This is a genomic window from Sphingobacterium paramultivorum, from assembly GCF_014109745.1.
Lineage (GTDB): Bacteria > Bacteroidota > Bacteroidia > Sphingobacteriales > Sphingobacteriaceae > Sphingobacterium > Sphingobacterium paramultivorum.
On sequence record NZ_CP058555.1, the window covers coordinates 1,305,733 to 1,322,986 of the forward strand.

Genomic DNA, 17,254 nt, shown 5'->3' on the forward strand with positions numbered 1-17,254 from the left:
ATCACGCTGTTTAGTTCAAACTGACATGCCTGCAAGATCATATTTTCAGTTCAATGTGATATTTTAAAGGAAGCCTAATTAAAAGGCTTCCTTCGGGTTCATGCTGTTGTCTATTTTAGAACATCTCCGTTAGCAACTAAATATACCGGTGGAGGACTGTTAGAAAGAATAGCAACGGATGGATTAAAAAAATACCGTTTTTTTTGTTCCGTTCAACTAATTCTAGATTGTACATTATCTTGGCATATGCTGCTGCAATTCCTGCATATCTATTCCAAGGCCTTTGGCAACTCCCATTCCCAGAGGAACACTAGCTCTAAACCAATGACACAATTGGCGCATGATTATGTCGTTTCGTTTAGGCCCCTCGATACCGCTCATTGCTCCAACGATATTACTGATGGTGTTCAGACGATCCTGCTCGGACATTACCCTATCGAATAAAATACCTGGCTGTGTATAGTGGTCATCATCATTTTCATTTCTCTCGAAGTGAGCCACAGTGTTGCTTTCCAGCTGATAAGGTTTCGTCTTGTAGACCGGGTCTTCGTAATTCCCATCGAAACTATTTGGAAAATAATTGGGTGATGCCCCGCCGTTGTCTGTAAATTTCATGGCACCGTCCCTGTGGTAATTATTTACCATAAATGGGCATGCGTTCACAGGTAGATCCTGATAATTTGATCCGATTCTGTATCGTTGCGCGTCTGGATATGATAAAATCCGTCCCTGCAGCATTTTATCAGGGGAGAAGCCAATTCCATCGATAACATTTGAGGGTGAAAAAGCCGCCTGTTCCACGTCACGGAAATAATTTGCCGGAATCTGGTTGAGTTCAAAATATCCTACTTCTATTAATGGATATTCCTGCTGTGGCCATGTTTTGGTAATATCGAAGGGGTTCCAGCGGAAGTTTTTTGCCTGTTCATATGTCATTACCTGAATGGAAACATTGTATCTAGGGAAATCGCCATTAGCAATTGCATTAACAAGATCACGCTGTGCATGATCAGGATCTTCACCCTTCATCTTTACCGATTCTTCATTACTAAAATTTTCAATTCCCTGTGCTGTTTTGTAATGAAATTTAACATACACAACCTCGTCTGAGGAATTGATCAGCGTGAAAGTATGGCTCCCGAATCCATGCATATTTCTAAAGGTTCTCGGTGTTCCTCTGTCAGACATTAGGATGAGAACCTGATGCAGTGATTCTGGATTCAGTGACCAGAAATCCCACATCGCAGTCGGACTTTTGCAGTTTGTATGCGGATCTCTTTTTTGAGTATGGATAAAATCAGGAAATTTTTTCGCATCCTTAATGAAGAATACAGGTGTGTTATTCCCCACCAAATCCCAGTTTCCGTCTTCAGTGTAAAATTTCAATGCAAAACCTCTTGGGTCTCTTTCAGCATCAGCAGATCCCTTTTCACCGCCAACGGTAGAAAATCGTGCAAACATTTTAGTTTCTTTTCCGATTTCCGAAAAAATCTTTGCCCGGGAATATTTCGTGATATCGCCAGTAACTACAAATTTCCCGAATGCACCGGTTCCTTTTGCGTGAACGATACGTTCCGGAATTCTCTCGCGGTTAAACTGGGCCATTTTCTCGTGAAGGAAAAAATCCTCCAATAGCACTGGACCTCTTGGTCCTACTGTAAGTGAATCTTGATAGTGAGGTACTGTTGATCCGGCATTTGTTGTAATTTTCGAATTGTTAGTCATTATAATTGGTTGTTTAATTTGTTCTGTTAAAAAGATGATTTGCTAGTAAAGTCTTTTTATCTAAATAGAGAGTGCAGTAAGAACACCTGGCTCAAGTACTTTTAACTGATGTTCAATTCCTAGAATTTGGAATGCTTCTCTTAGATTTGTATTGTTTTCTGTGTAATGTGACCAGCCCTCGGAGTGAACAGGGATCAAGATGGACTTTGGAAACGCGGCCGCCGTATCAAGGGCATCATTTGTACCCATGGTCACATTGAATGGCCCCCGTGGTCGTGCAGCCCCCGCAAAAATAAATATGTAGTCCGGTCTAATACGCTTGGAAAGTGACTCGATTTCATTGTAGTAAACGGTATCGCCGGTAATATACAGCTGAATACCATCAGGCGAATCAACTTCAATATGAAACCCGATCACATCACCCGTAATTTTTTCGATTCCCGCTGGACCGTGGCGTGCGGGTGTAGCGGTAACTTTAATTTTTTCTCCGCTCGGAGCTGTGAAAGTATGCTGCTGATGTGGGTCAAGTCCTATTGAATTTGCTTTAAGCCTTTCTGCACCCGCCTTAGTAGTTAGAACTTCACCGACCTCTTTCAAAAAAGACCGTCCTAAACCGTCCAGATTGTCGAAGTGCTGGTCATGGCTCAAAAGGACAATATCGATAGACTTTTCAGGATAGAGCGCAGGACCTGCCAATTTCCTTTCGGTCATCGTTTCATTTAGTTTAAAAAAAGTTCCCTCCGGATCAAGCGTGGGATCCGTCATAAATGTCAATCCTCCGATCTCAATAATTATAGTGGGACCTCCTAGGTAAGTGGCATATATTTGTTTGCTCTGCATAGTATTTTTGGATAAATTTTTGTTAGTCAATTATTATTGCCTCAGTTTTTTCTTTAGATCGGATAGTTCAGTCTCCAGTCTTTCAATGTATTGTAGTTTTGATTGTATTATCTCTTCAATTTCTACTTCGCTATAGCGAGGTACAATATGTTGAGGGCAGTTCCAGTCGTATGCTTTAATATGAAATAGCAATATTCGCTCTGCCTTAAATTTATAATTTTCGGGTTTTAGATAGTCGTACAATCCCGGATCGTCGTCAATTTCCAAGATCTCAGCTTCAGCGTAAATTTTTAATCTTGCGCGTTTGGGATAGGATACCATTATCAAAGAGACATTCGGATTCGTGGTGATATTACCAACAGATATAAATTGTTTGTTACCACTAAAATCAATGATCCCGATCGTATCTTTATTGATGACTTTTAAAAAGCCCTTTGATCCACCGCGATGTTGTATGTATGGAAACCCATTTTCTCCGAAAGATGCCATGTAGAAACTGTCCATTTCCCGGATAAAATTCTCTTCTGTAATGCTAAGGCCATCTACATAGCTGAACTTTTGCATACGGTCGTAGGCAGCTCGACTGCCATTTTTTTCCTGTAGAGCCTTTATAATGTCGGTGAAGGCGATATTAGCATAATTCATCGATCTAATATTAAATAGACTCTATCTGTCTGATCATTTGGTTGGTAAACCCCCATTCATTATCGTACCAGGCCATCACTTTTACAAGGTCACCGTCGACAACTCTTGTCATTTCCATATCAACAGTGGCGGCAAAGGCACTTTTAATGATATCAGTAGATACAAGTGGCTCGTCGGTTACTGCAAGAACTTTACGATAACGATCCGTTTGGGATTCCTCGATCAGGATTTGATTTATCTCTTCGATAGTCGTTGGTCTTTCGGAAACAAAAGTAATATCCGATATGGATCCCACGGGCACTGGTACTCTGACTGCTATACCGTCAAATTTACCGGCATACTGCGGAAGTGCTTTTGTCGTAGCTATTGCGGCACCGGTGGCTGCTGGAGCAAGATTAATACCTGCTGCTCTGCCCATTCTAGGTTCTTTCTTAGATGGAGCATCTATCAATGTCTGAGAGGCAGTATAACCATGTGTTGTGTTGAGTATAGCCTTTTTGATACCAAGTCTTCTGCCCAATATTTCGATCACTGGACTTATATTGTTGGTGGTACAGCTAGCGCATGAAAATACCGGAACTTTGCCGTCTTCAGTATTGACGCCATGTACGACTGTCGGCGTATCTTTAGTAGGACCTGAGATTACTACATATTTTGCACCTGCAGTTAGATGTTTCTCCGCATCTGCCTTGTTGGTGAAAATTCCGGTACTTTCGATAATTATTTCTGCACTGATATCATTCCAGGGCAGACTTTCAATTTCCCGCAGGCTGGTATACTTTATTCTTTTTCCATCCACTATGAGGCTATCATTTTCGATCTTTACATCCTTCTCATATTTTCCATAGTTACTATCATACTTTAGCAGATATGCAGCATTTTCGATACTCATCAAATCATTGATTCCAACGACTTCGAGGCCTTCAGTTTCTGTTATTATTTTAAGTGCCGCACGTCCGATACGTCCGAAACCATTAATTGCTATTTTTTTCATAACGATCATTTTAATATTGTTTATGTTATTTTCTTGTATTATCTATTGGCTAAGTTCCTCCATATTTCGCTAAAAAAGGATGACATTTGTCAAAAAATTACCTTGACTAAAGTCACCAGATCAGTCCTATATATTTTGGAAATTTTTAGAAGTGTATAGCTGTAAATGAATTGTGATTAAGACAAATTGTTGTGAAAAATTACGTTGCATATTGCTCTTTTTGGAATTTACACTTTCTTGATCTTCGTGACTCAAGTTTGCGAGATAATGACATTTATCAATACTTTTTTTTAGCAAAAGTCATCGTTGAAGAGTAGAAATTAGGGCAAATTTGTGTCAATCGCCGATCAATTTGGTCGTTACGAAATCAACTAATTTAAACAGAAAGACTATGCACACTAAAGCTTTTAATCCGGAAAATTCAGCAGTACTTTTAATTGATCACCAAATAGGTACAATGAGCTGGACAAATTCACATGACATCAATCTTGTCAAGCAAAATGCCATTAAACTGGCTAAAATTGCAGCTGCCTTAAACCTTCCAGTCGTATTGACATCCAGTATGGAAGAAAAATGTCCAGGGTCCTTTAATTCCGGAACTTGAGGAGATTTTACCAGAGGCATTTGCAGCGCATATCAAGCGTCCCGGCATTGTGAATGCAATGCATCACGATGGTTTTAATCATGCGGTAAAAGCCTTGGAACGTAAGAAGTTGTTTGTAGCCGGAGTTACAACGGAAATCTGTGTTACTTTCCCGGTTTCAGATGCTAGATGAGGGCTATGAAGTGCAGGTCTCTGCCGATGCATCTGCTTCATATACGAAGTATGGTGATGAACTGGCGCTAGCTCGCATGCGCGCTGCTGGAGCCATTATTACAACTGTCGACCAGATTATTTCTGAACTGGCAATTGACTGGACAAGTCCGAACGGCCAAAAATTAGTGGGTATACTAAATTACCATTAGGTCCGACAGGTCAATTTGGCTATCGTAAAACCTTGTGTCCTAATCTCTCAAAAATCCTTCGCTAGCTGTAGTTACTATTTGAAAATGAGAAAAACGAATATTTTTTAGAATAGGAAAAATTGATAACTATTCGGGAAAGGGTGACTAACAGACGCTTTGTTATTATGATCAACTTTGTACTGTCAAATTACTTAAAACAAATTAAAAATTAAAAAACAATATTATGGCACGTATTAAAACAGTAGATCCGGCAGAAGCTACCGGAAAAGCAAAAGAACTTTTAGATGTTGTAAAATCCAAAATGGGCATGGTTCCCAATATGATGAGAACAATGGCTAATTCTCCAGCGGTACTTAACGGTTACCTTGGATTTAGCAGTGCTCTTGGCGCTTCTTCACTTGGCGGTAAATTGGGCGAGTTGATCGCTTTGACAGTCGCAAATGAAAACGGATGTAATTATTGTAATTCAGCCCACAGTTTTGTAGCTGGCAAAATGGGTATCAAAGATGAAGATGTTGCCGGTGCGAGAAACGCTAATTCTACGGATCCAAAGATAAATGCAGCTTTGATTTTCAGCAAAGAAATTTTGGATAACCGTGGTGCGGTCTCTCAGGTAGCGTTAGCCAATGTAAGAGCTGCAGGCTATGAAGATCAGCAGATCGTTGAAATTTTAGCTCAGGTTTCACTTAGTATTTTCACAAACTATGTCAATATCCTCGCCGATACAGATATTGATTTTCCAAAACTGGCACCAATTGAAAAGAATTAATCACTTATAAATATTTAAACAATGAAAACAACTTTTAAAACAGAAAAAATCAACGGAGTAGACATTTTTTACAGAGAGGCTGGAGATAAGAGTAAGCCGACATTAGTTTTGCTTCACGGGTATCCTACGTCCTCACATATGTACCGTAATCTGATCCAGTCCTTGTCTCATAAATACCATTTGATTGCTCCTGATTATCCTGGGTATGGTAGAAGCGAGCAGCCCCCGATGGCAGAATTTGAATATACATTTGACAATTTCGCCAAAATAATTACCGCTCTGCTGAATAAGCTCGATATTCAAAAGTATAGTTTATATCTGATGGACTATGGTGCACCTATCGGTTTCAGAATAGCGAGCGCAAGTCCTGAGAAAATTGATACCCTTATTGTGCAGAACGGCTGTGCGTATGAAGAGGGATTAGAAGCCTTTTGGGATCCAATTAAGGCATACTGGGCTGACAGAAACAACAAAGAAGCCGAAAATACGTTAAGAGGCTTCCATGATCTTAATGGTTTGAAATGGCAGTATACACACAATGTGCCTGATCAGAGCGTTATTTCACCTGACAATTGGGAAATTGATCTTAGACATCTCGAAAGGCCAGAAAACGGCGCAATACAGCTGGCATTGTTTTATGACTATCAAACAAATGTGCCATTATATCCTAGCTGGCAGCAGTACTTTAGAGATTATCAACCTGAAATGCTGATTGTTTACGGAAAAGACGATTATATTTTTCCGGGGTCAGGAGCTGAGGCATTCAAAAAAGATGTTAAGAACTTAGAGTTTCATCTGTTTGATGCAGGGCATTTTGCTCTTGAATCTCATGGTGAGCAAATATCTGCGATCATAGATGATTTTCTTGATAGAAAGGTTCTTTCAGTTTAGGATTCATTGCTAAGCAAATAGAAGATAGAAATGTTTTACTACCAGTACCCTAATAAACTACTGGTAGTAACATCTCAGCTATAAGATAGCTAAAATTTTAAAAATATTATAAATCTAAAATATTACAATATGGAACAGAGACATCCTTTACCTCCGTTTACACTGGAGACAGCTTTAAAGAAAGTTCAGTTGGCAGAAGATGCCTGGAATTCTAAAGACCCTGAAAAAGTTGCGCAGGCGTATACCATAGATAGTGAATGGAGAAATAGATCCACCTTCATAAACGGTAGGCAGCAGATCATTGAATTTTTAACTGGAAAGTGGGAGAGGGAGCTTGATTATAAGTTAAAAAAGGAATTGTGGGCATTTACAGATAACAGAATCGCCGTTCGTTATGAATACGAATTTCGTAATGCTGAGGGACAGTGGTTTCGTGCATATGGGAATGAAAATTGGGAGTATGACGAAAATGGACTGATGCAGAGGAGGTTTGCTAGTGTGAACGACCTTCAGATCGAAGAATCTGAGCGCAGATTGTAGTAAGTTGTCTGAAGCTGTATTTTGAAAAGCGGGATTTTTTATTATTTTTGGTAGACGTACTATTTATGAGCTACCAAAAAAATTAATAAAGAATGTATGACCCGCTTTTTAACTATATCGAACGATACAGCGATGTGGAGCTGCTAACTTGTGAAAAAGAACGTGTTGCCAGTATCATGAAACCAAAAAAACTTCGTCGTAGACAATTGTTTCTTGAGGAAGGTAAAATTTGCGCTTACACGGGATTTATACTAAAAGGTGCTGCGCGACAATTCACAATTCCGGAGAATGGTACGGAGTGTATCAACCAGTTATGTATTGAGAACTGGTGGATTACAGATCGCGATAGTTTTATAAATCGTATTCCGTCAATTTATTATATCGAGGCTTGGGAAGATACAGATCTATTAGTTTTTCAAAGACAGGACCTTGAGGTGCTACTTAAGATACCTGCAATTCAGAGGATGTTTTGGAAAATGAGTGAAAATAATCAGATCGCTTCCCAGAAACGTCTGGACGCGGCAATTAGTATGAATGCGTTGCAACGTTATGAGCGGTTCTTGCGATATTATCCTGAAATAGCACAGCGATTTCCGCTTCATCACATTGCCTCCTATCTAGGAGTATCAAAAGAAACTTTAAGCCGAGTTAGAAAACCACGTGTGAAATAGTACTCCTATAGCAACAAAACATTTTTACTAATTGATATTTGTCAACGTCAAGTTGAAAACTCTATTGTATGTTTGTGAAGACTAAAAGAGTTTCACCAAATGTTATGTCAAGACACGTAACCTTGATAGGACATTAAAAAACAGGGAAAAGCAAATTATGATCTTTACAAACAATTCGCATGAGGTTTTACAGATTTACGATTTAAATCCAACCGATAAAGATGTCATTTTGAATGTCAAAAAAACTGACATGACATTTATATGGAATACGGGTAAAAAGCTTGATATGGTCATCGACAAAGTTCCCTATGAACTTGAACATAACCAGATCATTTTTCTTACAGAGTTTCATCGCATAGATGAAATCACTTTTGAATCTGCACGAATGGTAAGATTTAATCAGCCATTTTATTGTATTGTCAATCATGATAATGAGGTTGGTAGCAAGGGGCTACTTTTCTTTGGAGCCACCGAAATTCCTATCGTAACCATCTCGGAAAGCATGCTGAGCGATTTTGAGAAATCATGGGATATTTTCTGCAGTGAGATGAAGAATTCGGATATATTGCAACAAGATATGCTGCAAGCACTTTTAAAGAGATTCCTTATCCTTTCTGTTAGGATTTTAAGACAGAATAAAAATTTTGACCGTATTGATGCAAGTCAGGGCGATATTATCAGGGAATTTAACTATTTGGTTGAAAGACATTTCGCAGAGCATCATGACGTAGCCTTCTATGCCTCCCAGCTGAACAAATCTCCCAAAACGCTTTCCAATCTGTTTTCTCTGATTTCTGATAGGGCGCCCTTAAACATTATTCATGATCGGATTATGATTCATGCTAGGCGGCAAATTAATTACTCAAATCTATCAATCAAGGAAATCGCATATGAGTTAGGTTATGATAATATCCAGACTTTTAGCCGATTTTTCAAGGCTAAGGAAGGAGTTTCCCCAGGACAATATCGCAAAAAATATACTGAGCTAGTGGCATAACACAGATTCTGTAAAAGGTCAGTACAATATTAAGAAGATAAATACCCGAAAAATATTTTAGTTATGAGTTTTGAAGGCAAGATGAAGGCAGCTTTTTATGAAAAGCAAGGTTCTGCTGCGGAAGTTTTAAAAGTGCAGGAAATTCCGATACCTCTTCCCGGTCCCGGACAAGTTCGTGTGAAAATCGCTGTGTCCGGAGTTAACCCTTCTGATATAAAAACAAGGACAGGCTTTACGGGAAGTATGCCTTTTTCAAGAATAATACCGCATCAGGATGGTGCTGGGGTAATCGATCTGGTCGGAGAAGGGGTCGAGGAGAGTAGAATTAACCAAAGAGTTTGGATTTATGAAGCGCAATACGGAAAGAGTGATGGCTCCGCAGCAGAATATGCAATTGTCGAAGCTCATCGTGCTGTCTTGTTGCCAAGTGATGTAAATTTTGAGGTCGGTGCGTCCTTAGGTGTACCTGCTTTAACAGCACACTATTGTTTATTTGCTGATGGAGATATAAAGGGCAAAAAGATCTTGGTACAAGGGGGAGCGGGAGCAGTTGGTGAGGCCGCCATTCTTTTGGCCAAGTGGGCCGGAGCGTGGGTTGCCACAACTGTACGTGATATTAAAGATAAGCAGGGAGTACTTTCGAAAGTAGCTGATTTAGTTATCCATTTGGGAAGTGAAAATGTTGAAGATGAAATCAGAATGGCAACACAGGGTACTGGTGTCTCTAAAATAGTAGAAGTGGATCTAGCGGCAAATTACGATGTCGATGTTCGATGCCTGGATAATTCTGGCACTATTAGTACTTATTCTGTTAGTTCGCCAGAACAGACTGTACCAGTGGGAGTACTAGACCTTATTAAACGCAATGTTGCATTACGTTTTGCTTATGTCTACACGATTCCTGAAGAGTTTAAAAGGAAGGCCGTAGGAGATATCACTAACTGTCTTGCGACCGGCGATTATAGACCAACCATTGGAAAAATATTTCCCTTAGCGCAGATTGACCAGGCACATGAGGCAGTAGAAATGCGCAAGGTTAAGGGAAAGATTTTGGTATCGTTATAATCATTCAGTAAACTCGTTGTTTAAAAATCGCTTTACATACCTTTAGTAAGAGTTCTTCATTGACCAGCATTTACGAATCCTATTTAGATATATTGAAGAAAATCAGGATTGAGTTTAAGTCTTGAAGACGATACTGCTATTGAAGAAAAGTTTAAACCGAGGCGGCTCAAAAAGAGGCAATATCTTTTGCAGGAAATAGATGTATGTAAATACGCGGCCTTTATTGTTGAAGGTGCTGCAAGGGTGTTTTCGGTATGTGAGAAAGGTCATGAGTTAATGGCTTTTAGTTAAAGGATACTGTACAATATTTTAGAGCTTCAAGAAAAGTAAAATCCCCTTACATGATGTAAAGGGATTTTCACTCAATAAATGACAACGTCCCGGTTACCATTTATTTTACAATAATAGAAACAGAGTACCATAGCAGGCATCCAATTATCTTCTTAACTATTTGCCAGAATTTTTTTAATTGAATCAAGAGCTTGAGCTATCAGCTTTAGATTTGCGTCTGGGAGAACATCCGGTTTATTGTTCGTTTCATTGTCATCAAAACAGGGGTCTTCTAAAAAGCCTAATTTATCATCCATATCATATTCTTTCTTTTTGCTAAGTTTCTCCTTTAGTTGTTGCATTTCTACACTGATTGATTCCTGTTCAGTAATAGCATATTCCTCCGTCTGTTTTACGGAATAGTGGCCCATCATTTCCTTAACCACATGAATTGGAACACCATTCTTCAGTGTTACGGTACTGCCAAATGTCCTCCTGGCCTTATGGGTATTGAGCTCGCCGGACAAATCGCAGATTGTGGCAATTTCTTTTAGATATTCGTTCATTTTTTGATTGGATTTAACTGGCAGTACAGATCCTCGCTCTATACACAATGGATGACTTTTATAGCGTTCCATAATTTCAATCGCTTGGGGTAGAAGAGGAATATCTGTCTTCGATTTTGATTTTTGTCGATTTGACATAATCCATAAGCTTCCGTCGATTCCATTTTTAATATCGCTCGGCTTTAGCTGGTAGGCATCAATGTAAGCGAGTCCTGTATAACATTGAAAAACGAATATATCTCTTATGACAGAAAGTCGCTCAGAAGAAAATACTTTGTTTTCTAGTCGTTGAAGCTCTTCTGAAGAGAGCGGCTTTTTATTGCATTTAGTTTTTTTGCTTTTAAACATTTTAAAGGGGTCCTTAGGAATGATATCTTTTGCAATGGCTCTAAGAACAATCGTTTTAAAATTGGCGATATATTTTAAAGCTGTGTTATTGCTACAGTTTCTGACGGTCTTTAAATAAAGTTCATAATCCTTGACGAATTCATAATTCAATTCTCTGAATTCAAGGTCTTCCCGACCATACTTATATTTAATAAATTCAGCAACATGGGAGCGGGCTGTCGTATAACGCTCAAATGTACCGTAAGCATATTCTCCTTTTTTAACAAGCGCCAACATTTCATCATTATGCAATTGGAATTCCTCTAAAACTTTGACTTTCGATACATTTTTCCCTTTAACAAAATCAATGATCTTCTGGGAGGTAATAGTCTGATCACTATTGATAAGTTCAGTTCTATAATTTAAAACACGATTGAACAGGGAATCCAGAAAGTAATTAAGGGATTTGGCATCCTCTTTACTTCCATTAGCCCTTTCGGCTTTCTGGCTCCAACGGGTAACATCCCATTTTCGTTTTGTTGAAATTTCCTTCGGAATACCATCTATGGTAACTCTAAGGTAAACCACTCTCAAATTCTCTTTTTTTTCAGGTGTCTTCAAAAAGAAGGTAACACCAAGACTTTTTTCAAGCATAATTCAATTTTTATTAAGTTAAATTTCGAAATATGTTGCTCTTTAGTCAAGTCGTTAAACAGTTTTACATGTTGATATACAGTGTTTTATACTGTATTTTGTGGTAGTTTTTTTTGAATTTCAAAACTGCCACAAAACTGCCACAAAAATTAGGAGTGTTTTTGAAAATTTTGCGAATTCCCACCTAAATAAAAAGCCTGTAATTTTTAAAAATTACAGGCTTTAAAGCTTTTTAGACCATCTAGAGGCTATTTGCTTCTAGTTACTTGCGGAGAGTGAGGGACTGGAACTTTCTTTGTTTTTAGCCCTGTTAGAGCTGTTTTCCGACTGTTAAAGAATCATTTTGCCACGATTCTGCCACAATCTTATTTTCCATGCCTCAAACTGCGTTTTTATGTCTCAGCGGAAAGGGAGGGATTCGAACCCTCGGTATTACCTTGCAAGGAATATTTCCAAACACTATAATTTTATCACCTACTATGTCTGTTATTCGGAAAATACTATACCTCCAATTCTCTTAACAGTTTAGAGCCCTTATCTGTCAATTTATAGCTCTGTCGACTGCTGGTAACTGCAGATTTAGTTTTAGTAATCAACTCAATATTTTCTAACACGTTTATTGTCCTAACGACATTGTTGGTATCATTTATCATCTCGGCTTTACTAAAAAGTTCTTTCCTTGTTTTCTCACCGTCATCCAAAGATAGAAGCATAACAGCCATTTTTCTTAAAGAAGGATTATTTTTTTTGTTGTCACTATTCACTAAGTCAGATTTGAATAGTTCACAAATTTGTTCTAATTTGATTACTAAGTCAAAAAGGGGATCTATTTCTTTGGGAAACTTTTTGTTGGAACGCTTATATTTTATGGGTGATGTTTGGGTCTTTACTAGTAATCCAATATTTACCAAAGAATTTAAAGAATTCTGCACTTTATTTGGTTCAATATTTATTTTGAACTTTGTGGAAATTAGTGCTGTTAATTCCGCAGCAGTTGTAGGGTCTTCTATTAGCTTTTCGGGAAGAATTCTTTGCATAATTACTTTTTGAGGTTTAGTCTCTTTGCTCGAAATATCACAAATAGATGGGTTTTCGGGATGATTCTTTCTCAAAATTGCAGTTAGTTCTCTCCATGTTAAATTAAAAGACGAGCTACATAAAACGCTCTTTTCTATACCGATAAATTTTATATATTTCTCCTGCTCTTCTATATTAAAGTATTTATGAGCCTTCTCAATTCGCTCTATTGATCCTCGGTTAATTCCTGACTTATTAGCCATTTCTATTCGACTAAACAGTAGCTTTTCTCTAGCTATTTTGAGATTTTTTCCAATTATAATATTGATATCCTTTGCCATGTATTAATTTATGGCAGTTTGTGAAAAAATGTATTAAATATTTCTATGAATTATTATATTAATTCACTAAGTTTGTGTAAATAGTTTCTTCTCCGAAAGAGAGGATTTATGGTATTTAAAACAAAGAGTCTTGCGGTTGCAATTTCTGAAGCCGTAACGCAGGGCAGTAGTTTAAATACCCACCTCTATTCTTATTTAAAAGCTTTTATTATATTTGCTTTAATAAGATGGATGTGGGCCTACTGTTAGTCCGTGTTACGTAAGGCTTCAGAAACTTTTTCGCAACCATGGCATGTAGGCCCACATTTATCTAAAAATGTCTCATCCCAAGACTCGTTTAACCAATAACGAGTTATGATTATTAAAAACAAACATTCAAAAAATCCCAATCCGCCTTAATTCTATTAAGGCCAGAGGTCTATATGACCATCCGAAAAAAGTGTCATTGTAAATATATCATCTGCTTTGTAACCAATTAGAGACTACTATATCGGAACATTTTTACGAGTTATTCTAATGACCTGATCCAGCATCTACGCGAGGAAAGGGAAAAATTATGATCATTTTTAAAACCTTAAAATGAACAATTTTATAAGGACTGGGAGAGGTATTGCCTGTTCAAAGCAGGCAGCCCAGTATGTAAATTTAATAAATGCACAACATACGTGTATTGAAAATAAAGCATATAGCTTAAGAGAACTACTAACCATAAGGACTCTTTTAGTAATCGCTACTGTATTTCATATGTTTAGTTTATCAGCTCAGACGCCCCGCAAGGACAGCGGGGCTGATGGGGTTTTAACAGTATCTGGTACAGTAGTATCCGCTTCGGACGGTAAGCCAATACAGGGGGTGTCGGTCCGCATAGCAGACGAAAAGGGGAGAGCCTCCACCAAAAGTGATGGTTCTTTCTCCGTGCCAGTAACAGCTACGGCAGGAACCGTGAAGTTTAGTCATTTGGGTTTTAAGCCTTTAACTGTTTCCTATTCCGTTGGAGTATCGTTAACCGTGAAGTTGATACCGCTGGAGAATCAATTAGAAGAGGTGGAGGTCGTCTCCACCGGCTACCAGAAGATTCCTAAAGAGCGTGCGACAGGGGGCTTCGAGTTTGTGGATAATAAGCTACTCAACCGGAAGGTGTCCACTGATTTTATCAGTCGGCTAGAAGATGTGGTGCCCAGTATAGCAATCTTCGATAAGGGACAACGGGAGACGAAGGGTTTTCTGATGCGGATGAATGTTAGAGGGCAAAGTTCGCTCACAGCTGCAAGCCCCCTGATCGTCGTGGATGGTGTACCCTATGAGAGTAAACTTGCTGATTATGGGCTTGGTGAATTCAATAATATCAACCCAAATGATATTGAGAATATTTCAGTTTTAAAGGATGCTTCGGCAGCATCCATATGGGGAGCGCAATCGGGTAATGGTGTCATAGTCATCACAACCAAAAAGGGGAAATTTAATGCTCGGCCTAAGATCGCATTCAATTCCAACATAAGTATCAAAAACAAGCCTGATCTTTTTTACTATCCCCAGATGATAGCAAAGGATTATATTGATCTGACGCAAATCTTATTTGATAAGGGGCGATATGATTCGTATTTTAATGACCTGTATTATAACCCGATAGATATCGTATGGTCAATGAAAGATCAACGTGATGGCAAGTTCTCCAAGGGGGAATTGGAAGAGCGAAAGGATGAGCTTGGCCGTCAGGATCAAAGGAATGATTTTTTAAAATATATCTACCGTAAAGCGATAAACCGACAGGTCAATGTGCAGATCTCCGGTGGTGGGGACAAAGCAAATACATTGTTTTCCGTAGGCTATGACGGTAACAACAACGAACTTGTCACTTCTTCTTACAATCGGGTGGTATTGAGATCGGCATCTCAGTTTAAGCCCGTAAAAAATCTCTTGCTGGATGTATCGATGACCTATATCCGTTCAAAATCAGTGGATAGTTGGGATTTTGTTGGCTATAACATCTTGGGGAAAGGTGTTGAAAATCCGCCTTACCTGCGTTTGGCAGATCAACAGGGTATCCCACTAAGCTATGATATTTCAGGTTTTAATCGTATTTATCGTGATACATTGGCCAATGGAAGGTTGCAAAGCTTTAACTATTCGCCGCTAAATGAAATAAAGGAGTCAAAAGTGACCCAAAAACTTCATGAAATTCTGGCTAATCTTTCGGCCTCTTATTCCTTAAATTTTGGTCTGAAGCTCCATGCCCTATATTCTTATCAAAATACCCAAAATCCAATAGAATCCTGGCGTGGCCTCGGATCGTATTATCTCCGTTCTATGATCAACGATTATGCGTCATGGGATGATAAACAGGTGACATGGAATCTGCCCGTAGGTGAACAGTTGATCACAAATAACTGGGATAGCCATATCCATCACGGTAGATTGAATATGGAGTACAATAAAATTTGGAATCTAAAGAACGAGATAAATCTATTGGCTGGCTATGATGTCCGGCAATTGCAAAAGAACCTTTTGGTGTCTCAGTACTATGGCTACAATAGGGAGACAGGCACATTCAAATCGACCGCTTTTGGAAAGGAAGTACCATACCTCAACGGTATGTTTGGTATATATGCTTTACCTGACGATGGCCGAATAGAATCACTCACGAATAGGTACTTATCGTATTATGCCAACGGTTCTTACAGCTACGATCAAAAGTATATCGTAAGCGCTAGTTTCCGAAAGGATGCCTCAAATCTGTTTGGTGTCAAAGCCAATGATCGTGGACAGCCTTTTTGGTCTACAGGATTAGCTTGGCTTATTTCTAAGGAGGACTTCCTGAGCAGTCGCTGGATTGACATGCTTAAAATTAGGACGACATATGGTTATAATGGTAATGTCAACAATTCCGTTGCAGCCTATCCCATTATCAGCGTTCAATCTGCAATAAACAGCATCACGGGACAAAACTATGCAATAATGAGTACACCGCCCAACCCTAAGCTTCGATGGGAACGAATTGCTAATCTCAACTTCGGCGTTGACTTTGGCTTATTTAAACATCGCCTGAATGGTAGTGTCGAATATTATCAAAAGTGGGGAAATGATCTAATTTCGGTCGCACCTGTGGACCCGACGCTAGGATACAGTACACTCACAGTGAACTATGCAAACACCAAAACTACGGGTTGGGATATTGCTCTACAGGCGAAATCCATAGAGTCAAAAGATTGGGGCTGGCAGCATAATCTGGTTTTTTCTTATAACAAAACCTTGGTGACCAAAGCTTATACCAATCCGTCAAACCCTTCATACCTGTATATGGCTGGAAATAATTCGAGCCCAATGACTCCTGTGGAAGGCGCAGACCTATATGCGCTACTGAGCTATAGTTGGGCCGGGCTGGATCCGGAAGATGGTAGCCCGAGGGCTTATCTTAACGGTGAAATCAGCAAGGATTACCTGGCAATCAGAAATAGTAAATTGGATCAGTTACAGAACAATGGGTCGACAAGGCCGCTCTATTTTGGTTCACTGCGCAATACGGTCAGATTTAAAAATGTTGAACTTTCTTTCAACATTGCTTTCCAGCTGGGACACAAATTTTTGCGTTCATCATTCAGTAACAGTTATTTTATCGACCGATACATTGGTCATTCGGATTATGCGCTCCGTTGGCAAAAGCCCGGAGATGAGCTAACGACCAATGTACCAGCTTTTGCCTATCCCAATAGCTCGCTTGCAAGTGAGGTTTATATGCAGTCCTCAGCACTGGTAGAAAATGCAGGACAAATCAAGTTGCGCGACATCCAATGTAGTGTCCAGATTCCTTATTTAAGTCGCTATGGACTGAAAGATTGCCGTCTTTACGGTTATTTTCAAAACATAGGAACAATATGGCGCGCAAATAAAAAAGGTATTGATCCTGAATTTGGAAATTCTTATCCGGATCCGTTGATGTGTTCACTAGGGATCAATTTTAACTTATAATTTGAAGAAT

The 17,254-nt window shown here is 39.0% G+C and carries 16 protein-coding genes; 10 read left to right on the forward strand and 6 right to left on the reverse strand.

The features are described 5' to 3' along the window. Nucleotides 1-234: 234 nt before the first annotated feature. Genes HS960_RS05520 through HS960_RS05535 form a run of 4 tightly spaced genes read right to left on the reverse strand, consistent with a single transcriptional unit; the run spans nt 235 to nt 4,204 of the window. Nucleotides 235-1,725, reverse strand: a complete 1,491-nt coding sequence (locus tag HS960_RS05520; protein WP_182331667.1) for a catalase — start codon at nt 1,723-1,725, stop codon at nt 235-237. Nucleotides 1,726-1,785: 60 nt separating this feature from the next. Beyond that, entirely contained in the window at nt 1,786-2,565 is a 780-nt protein-coding gene (locus HS960_RS05525) for an MBL fold metallo-hydrolase (RefSeq protein ID WP_182331669.1), read from the reverse strand. A gap of 33 nt (nt 2,566-2,598) precedes the next feature. Further along, the gene (locus HS960_RS05530) at nt 2,599-3,210 is read right to left on the reverse strand and encodes a pyridoxamine 5'-phosphate oxidase family protein (RefSeq protein ID WP_182331671.1); all 612 of its coding nucleotides are present in this window, start codon (nt 3,208-3,210) and stop codon (nt 2,599-2,601) included. A gap of 10 nt (nt 3,211-3,220) precedes the next feature. Next, complete coding sequence (locus HS960_RS05535; protein ID WP_182331673.1) at nt 3,221-4,204, reverse strand: type I glyceraldehyde-3-phosphate dehydrogenase; 984 nt, start codon at nt 4,202-4,204, stop codon at nt 3,221-3,223. A 391-nt stretch (nt 4,205-4,595) separates the two neighbouring features. On the opposite strand from HS960_RS05535, the gene HS960_RS26750 reads away from it, so the two are divergent. From HS960_RS26750 to HS960_RS26875, 9 genes are all read left to right on the forward strand, one after another. Continuing rightward, the gene (locus tag HS960_RS26750) at nt 4,596-4,808 is read left to right on the forward strand and encodes a hypothetical protein (protein WP_202883756.1); all 213 of its coding nucleotides are present in this window, start codon (nt 4,596-4,598) and stop codon (nt 4,806-4,808) included. Nucleotides 4,809-4,948: 140 nt separating this feature from the next. Next, nucleotides 4,949-5,170: an isochorismatase family protein gene (locus tag HS960_RS26870; RefSeq protein WP_262889714.1), complete on the forward strand. Its 222-nt coding sequence runs from the start codon at nt 4,949-4,951 to the stop codon at nt 5,168-5,170. A 223-nt stretch (nt 5,171-5,393) separates the two neighbouring features. Then, complete coding sequence (locus tag HS960_RS05545; protein ID WP_182331675.1) at nt 5,394-5,939, forward strand: carboxymuconolactone decarboxylase family protein; 546 nt, start codon at nt 5,394-5,396, stop codon at nt 5,937-5,939. 21 nt (nt 5,940-5,960) lie between these two features. Further along, complete coding sequence (locus HS960_RS05550; RefSeq protein ID WP_182331677.1) at nt 5,961-6,830, forward strand: alpha/beta fold hydrolase; 870 nt, start codon at nt 5,961-5,963, stop codon at nt 6,828-6,830. Between the two features lie 129 nt (nt 6,831-6,959). Continuing rightward, nucleotides 6,960-7,370 carry a nuclear transport factor 2 family protein gene (locus HS960_RS05555; protein WP_182331679.1) on the forward strand — a complete coding sequence of 137 codons (411 nt, stop codon included), beginning with the start codon at nt 6,960-6,962 and terminating at the stop codon, nt 7,368-7,370. A 92-nt stretch (nt 7,371-7,462) separates the two neighbouring features. Further along, the gene (locus tag HS960_RS05560) at nt 7,463-8,041 is read left to right on the forward strand and encodes a Crp/Fnr family transcriptional regulator (RefSeq protein ID WP_182331681.1); all 579 of its coding nucleotides are present in this window, start codon (nt 7,463-7,465) and stop codon (nt 8,039-8,041) included. A 157-nt stretch (nt 8,042-8,198) separates the two neighbouring features. Next, the gene (locus HS960_RS05565; protein WP_182331683.1) at nt 8,199-9,038 is read left to right on the forward strand and encodes a helix-turn-helix domain-containing protein; all 840 of its coding nucleotides are present in this window, start codon (nt 8,199-8,201) and stop codon (nt 9,036-9,038) included. A gap of 63 nt (nt 9,039-9,101) precedes the next feature. Next, nucleotides 9,102-10,103, forward strand: a complete 1,002-nt coding sequence (locus HS960_RS05570; RefSeq protein WP_202883759.1) for an NADPH:quinone reductase — start codon at nt 9,102-9,104, stop codon at nt 10,101-10,103. A 108-nt stretch (nt 10,104-10,211) separates the two neighbouring features. After that, nucleotides 10,212-10,394 (forward strand): cyclic nucleotide-binding domain-containing protein, encoded by a 183-nt coding sequence (locus tag HS960_RS26875; RefSeq protein WP_072963431.1) that lies wholly within the window; start codon nt 10,212-10,214, stop codon nt 10,392-10,394. Nucleotides 10,395-10,546: 152 nt separating this feature from the next. Here HS960_RS26875 and HS960_RS05575 read toward each other — a convergent pair whose 3' ends face one another. Then, entirely contained in the window at nt 10,547-11,920 is a 1,374-nt protein-coding gene (locus HS960_RS05575; protein WP_182331685.1) for a site-specific integrase, read from the reverse strand. Nucleotides 11,921-12,420: 500 nt separating this feature from the next. Next, nucleotides 12,421-13,278, reverse strand: coding sequence for a helix-turn-helix domain-containing protein (locus HS960_RS05580; protein WP_182331687.1), 858 nt, complete (start codon nt 13,276-13,278; stop codon nt 12,421-12,423). A gap of 579 nt (nt 13,279-13,857) precedes the next feature. Here HS960_RS05580 and HS960_RS05585 point away from each other — a divergent pair. After that, entirely contained in the window at nt 13,858-17,244 is a 3,387-nt protein-coding gene (locus tag HS960_RS05585) for a SusC/RagA family TonB-linked outer membrane protein (RefSeq protein ID WP_182331689.1), read from the forward strand. Nucleotides 17,245-17,254: the final 10 nt, after the last annotated feature.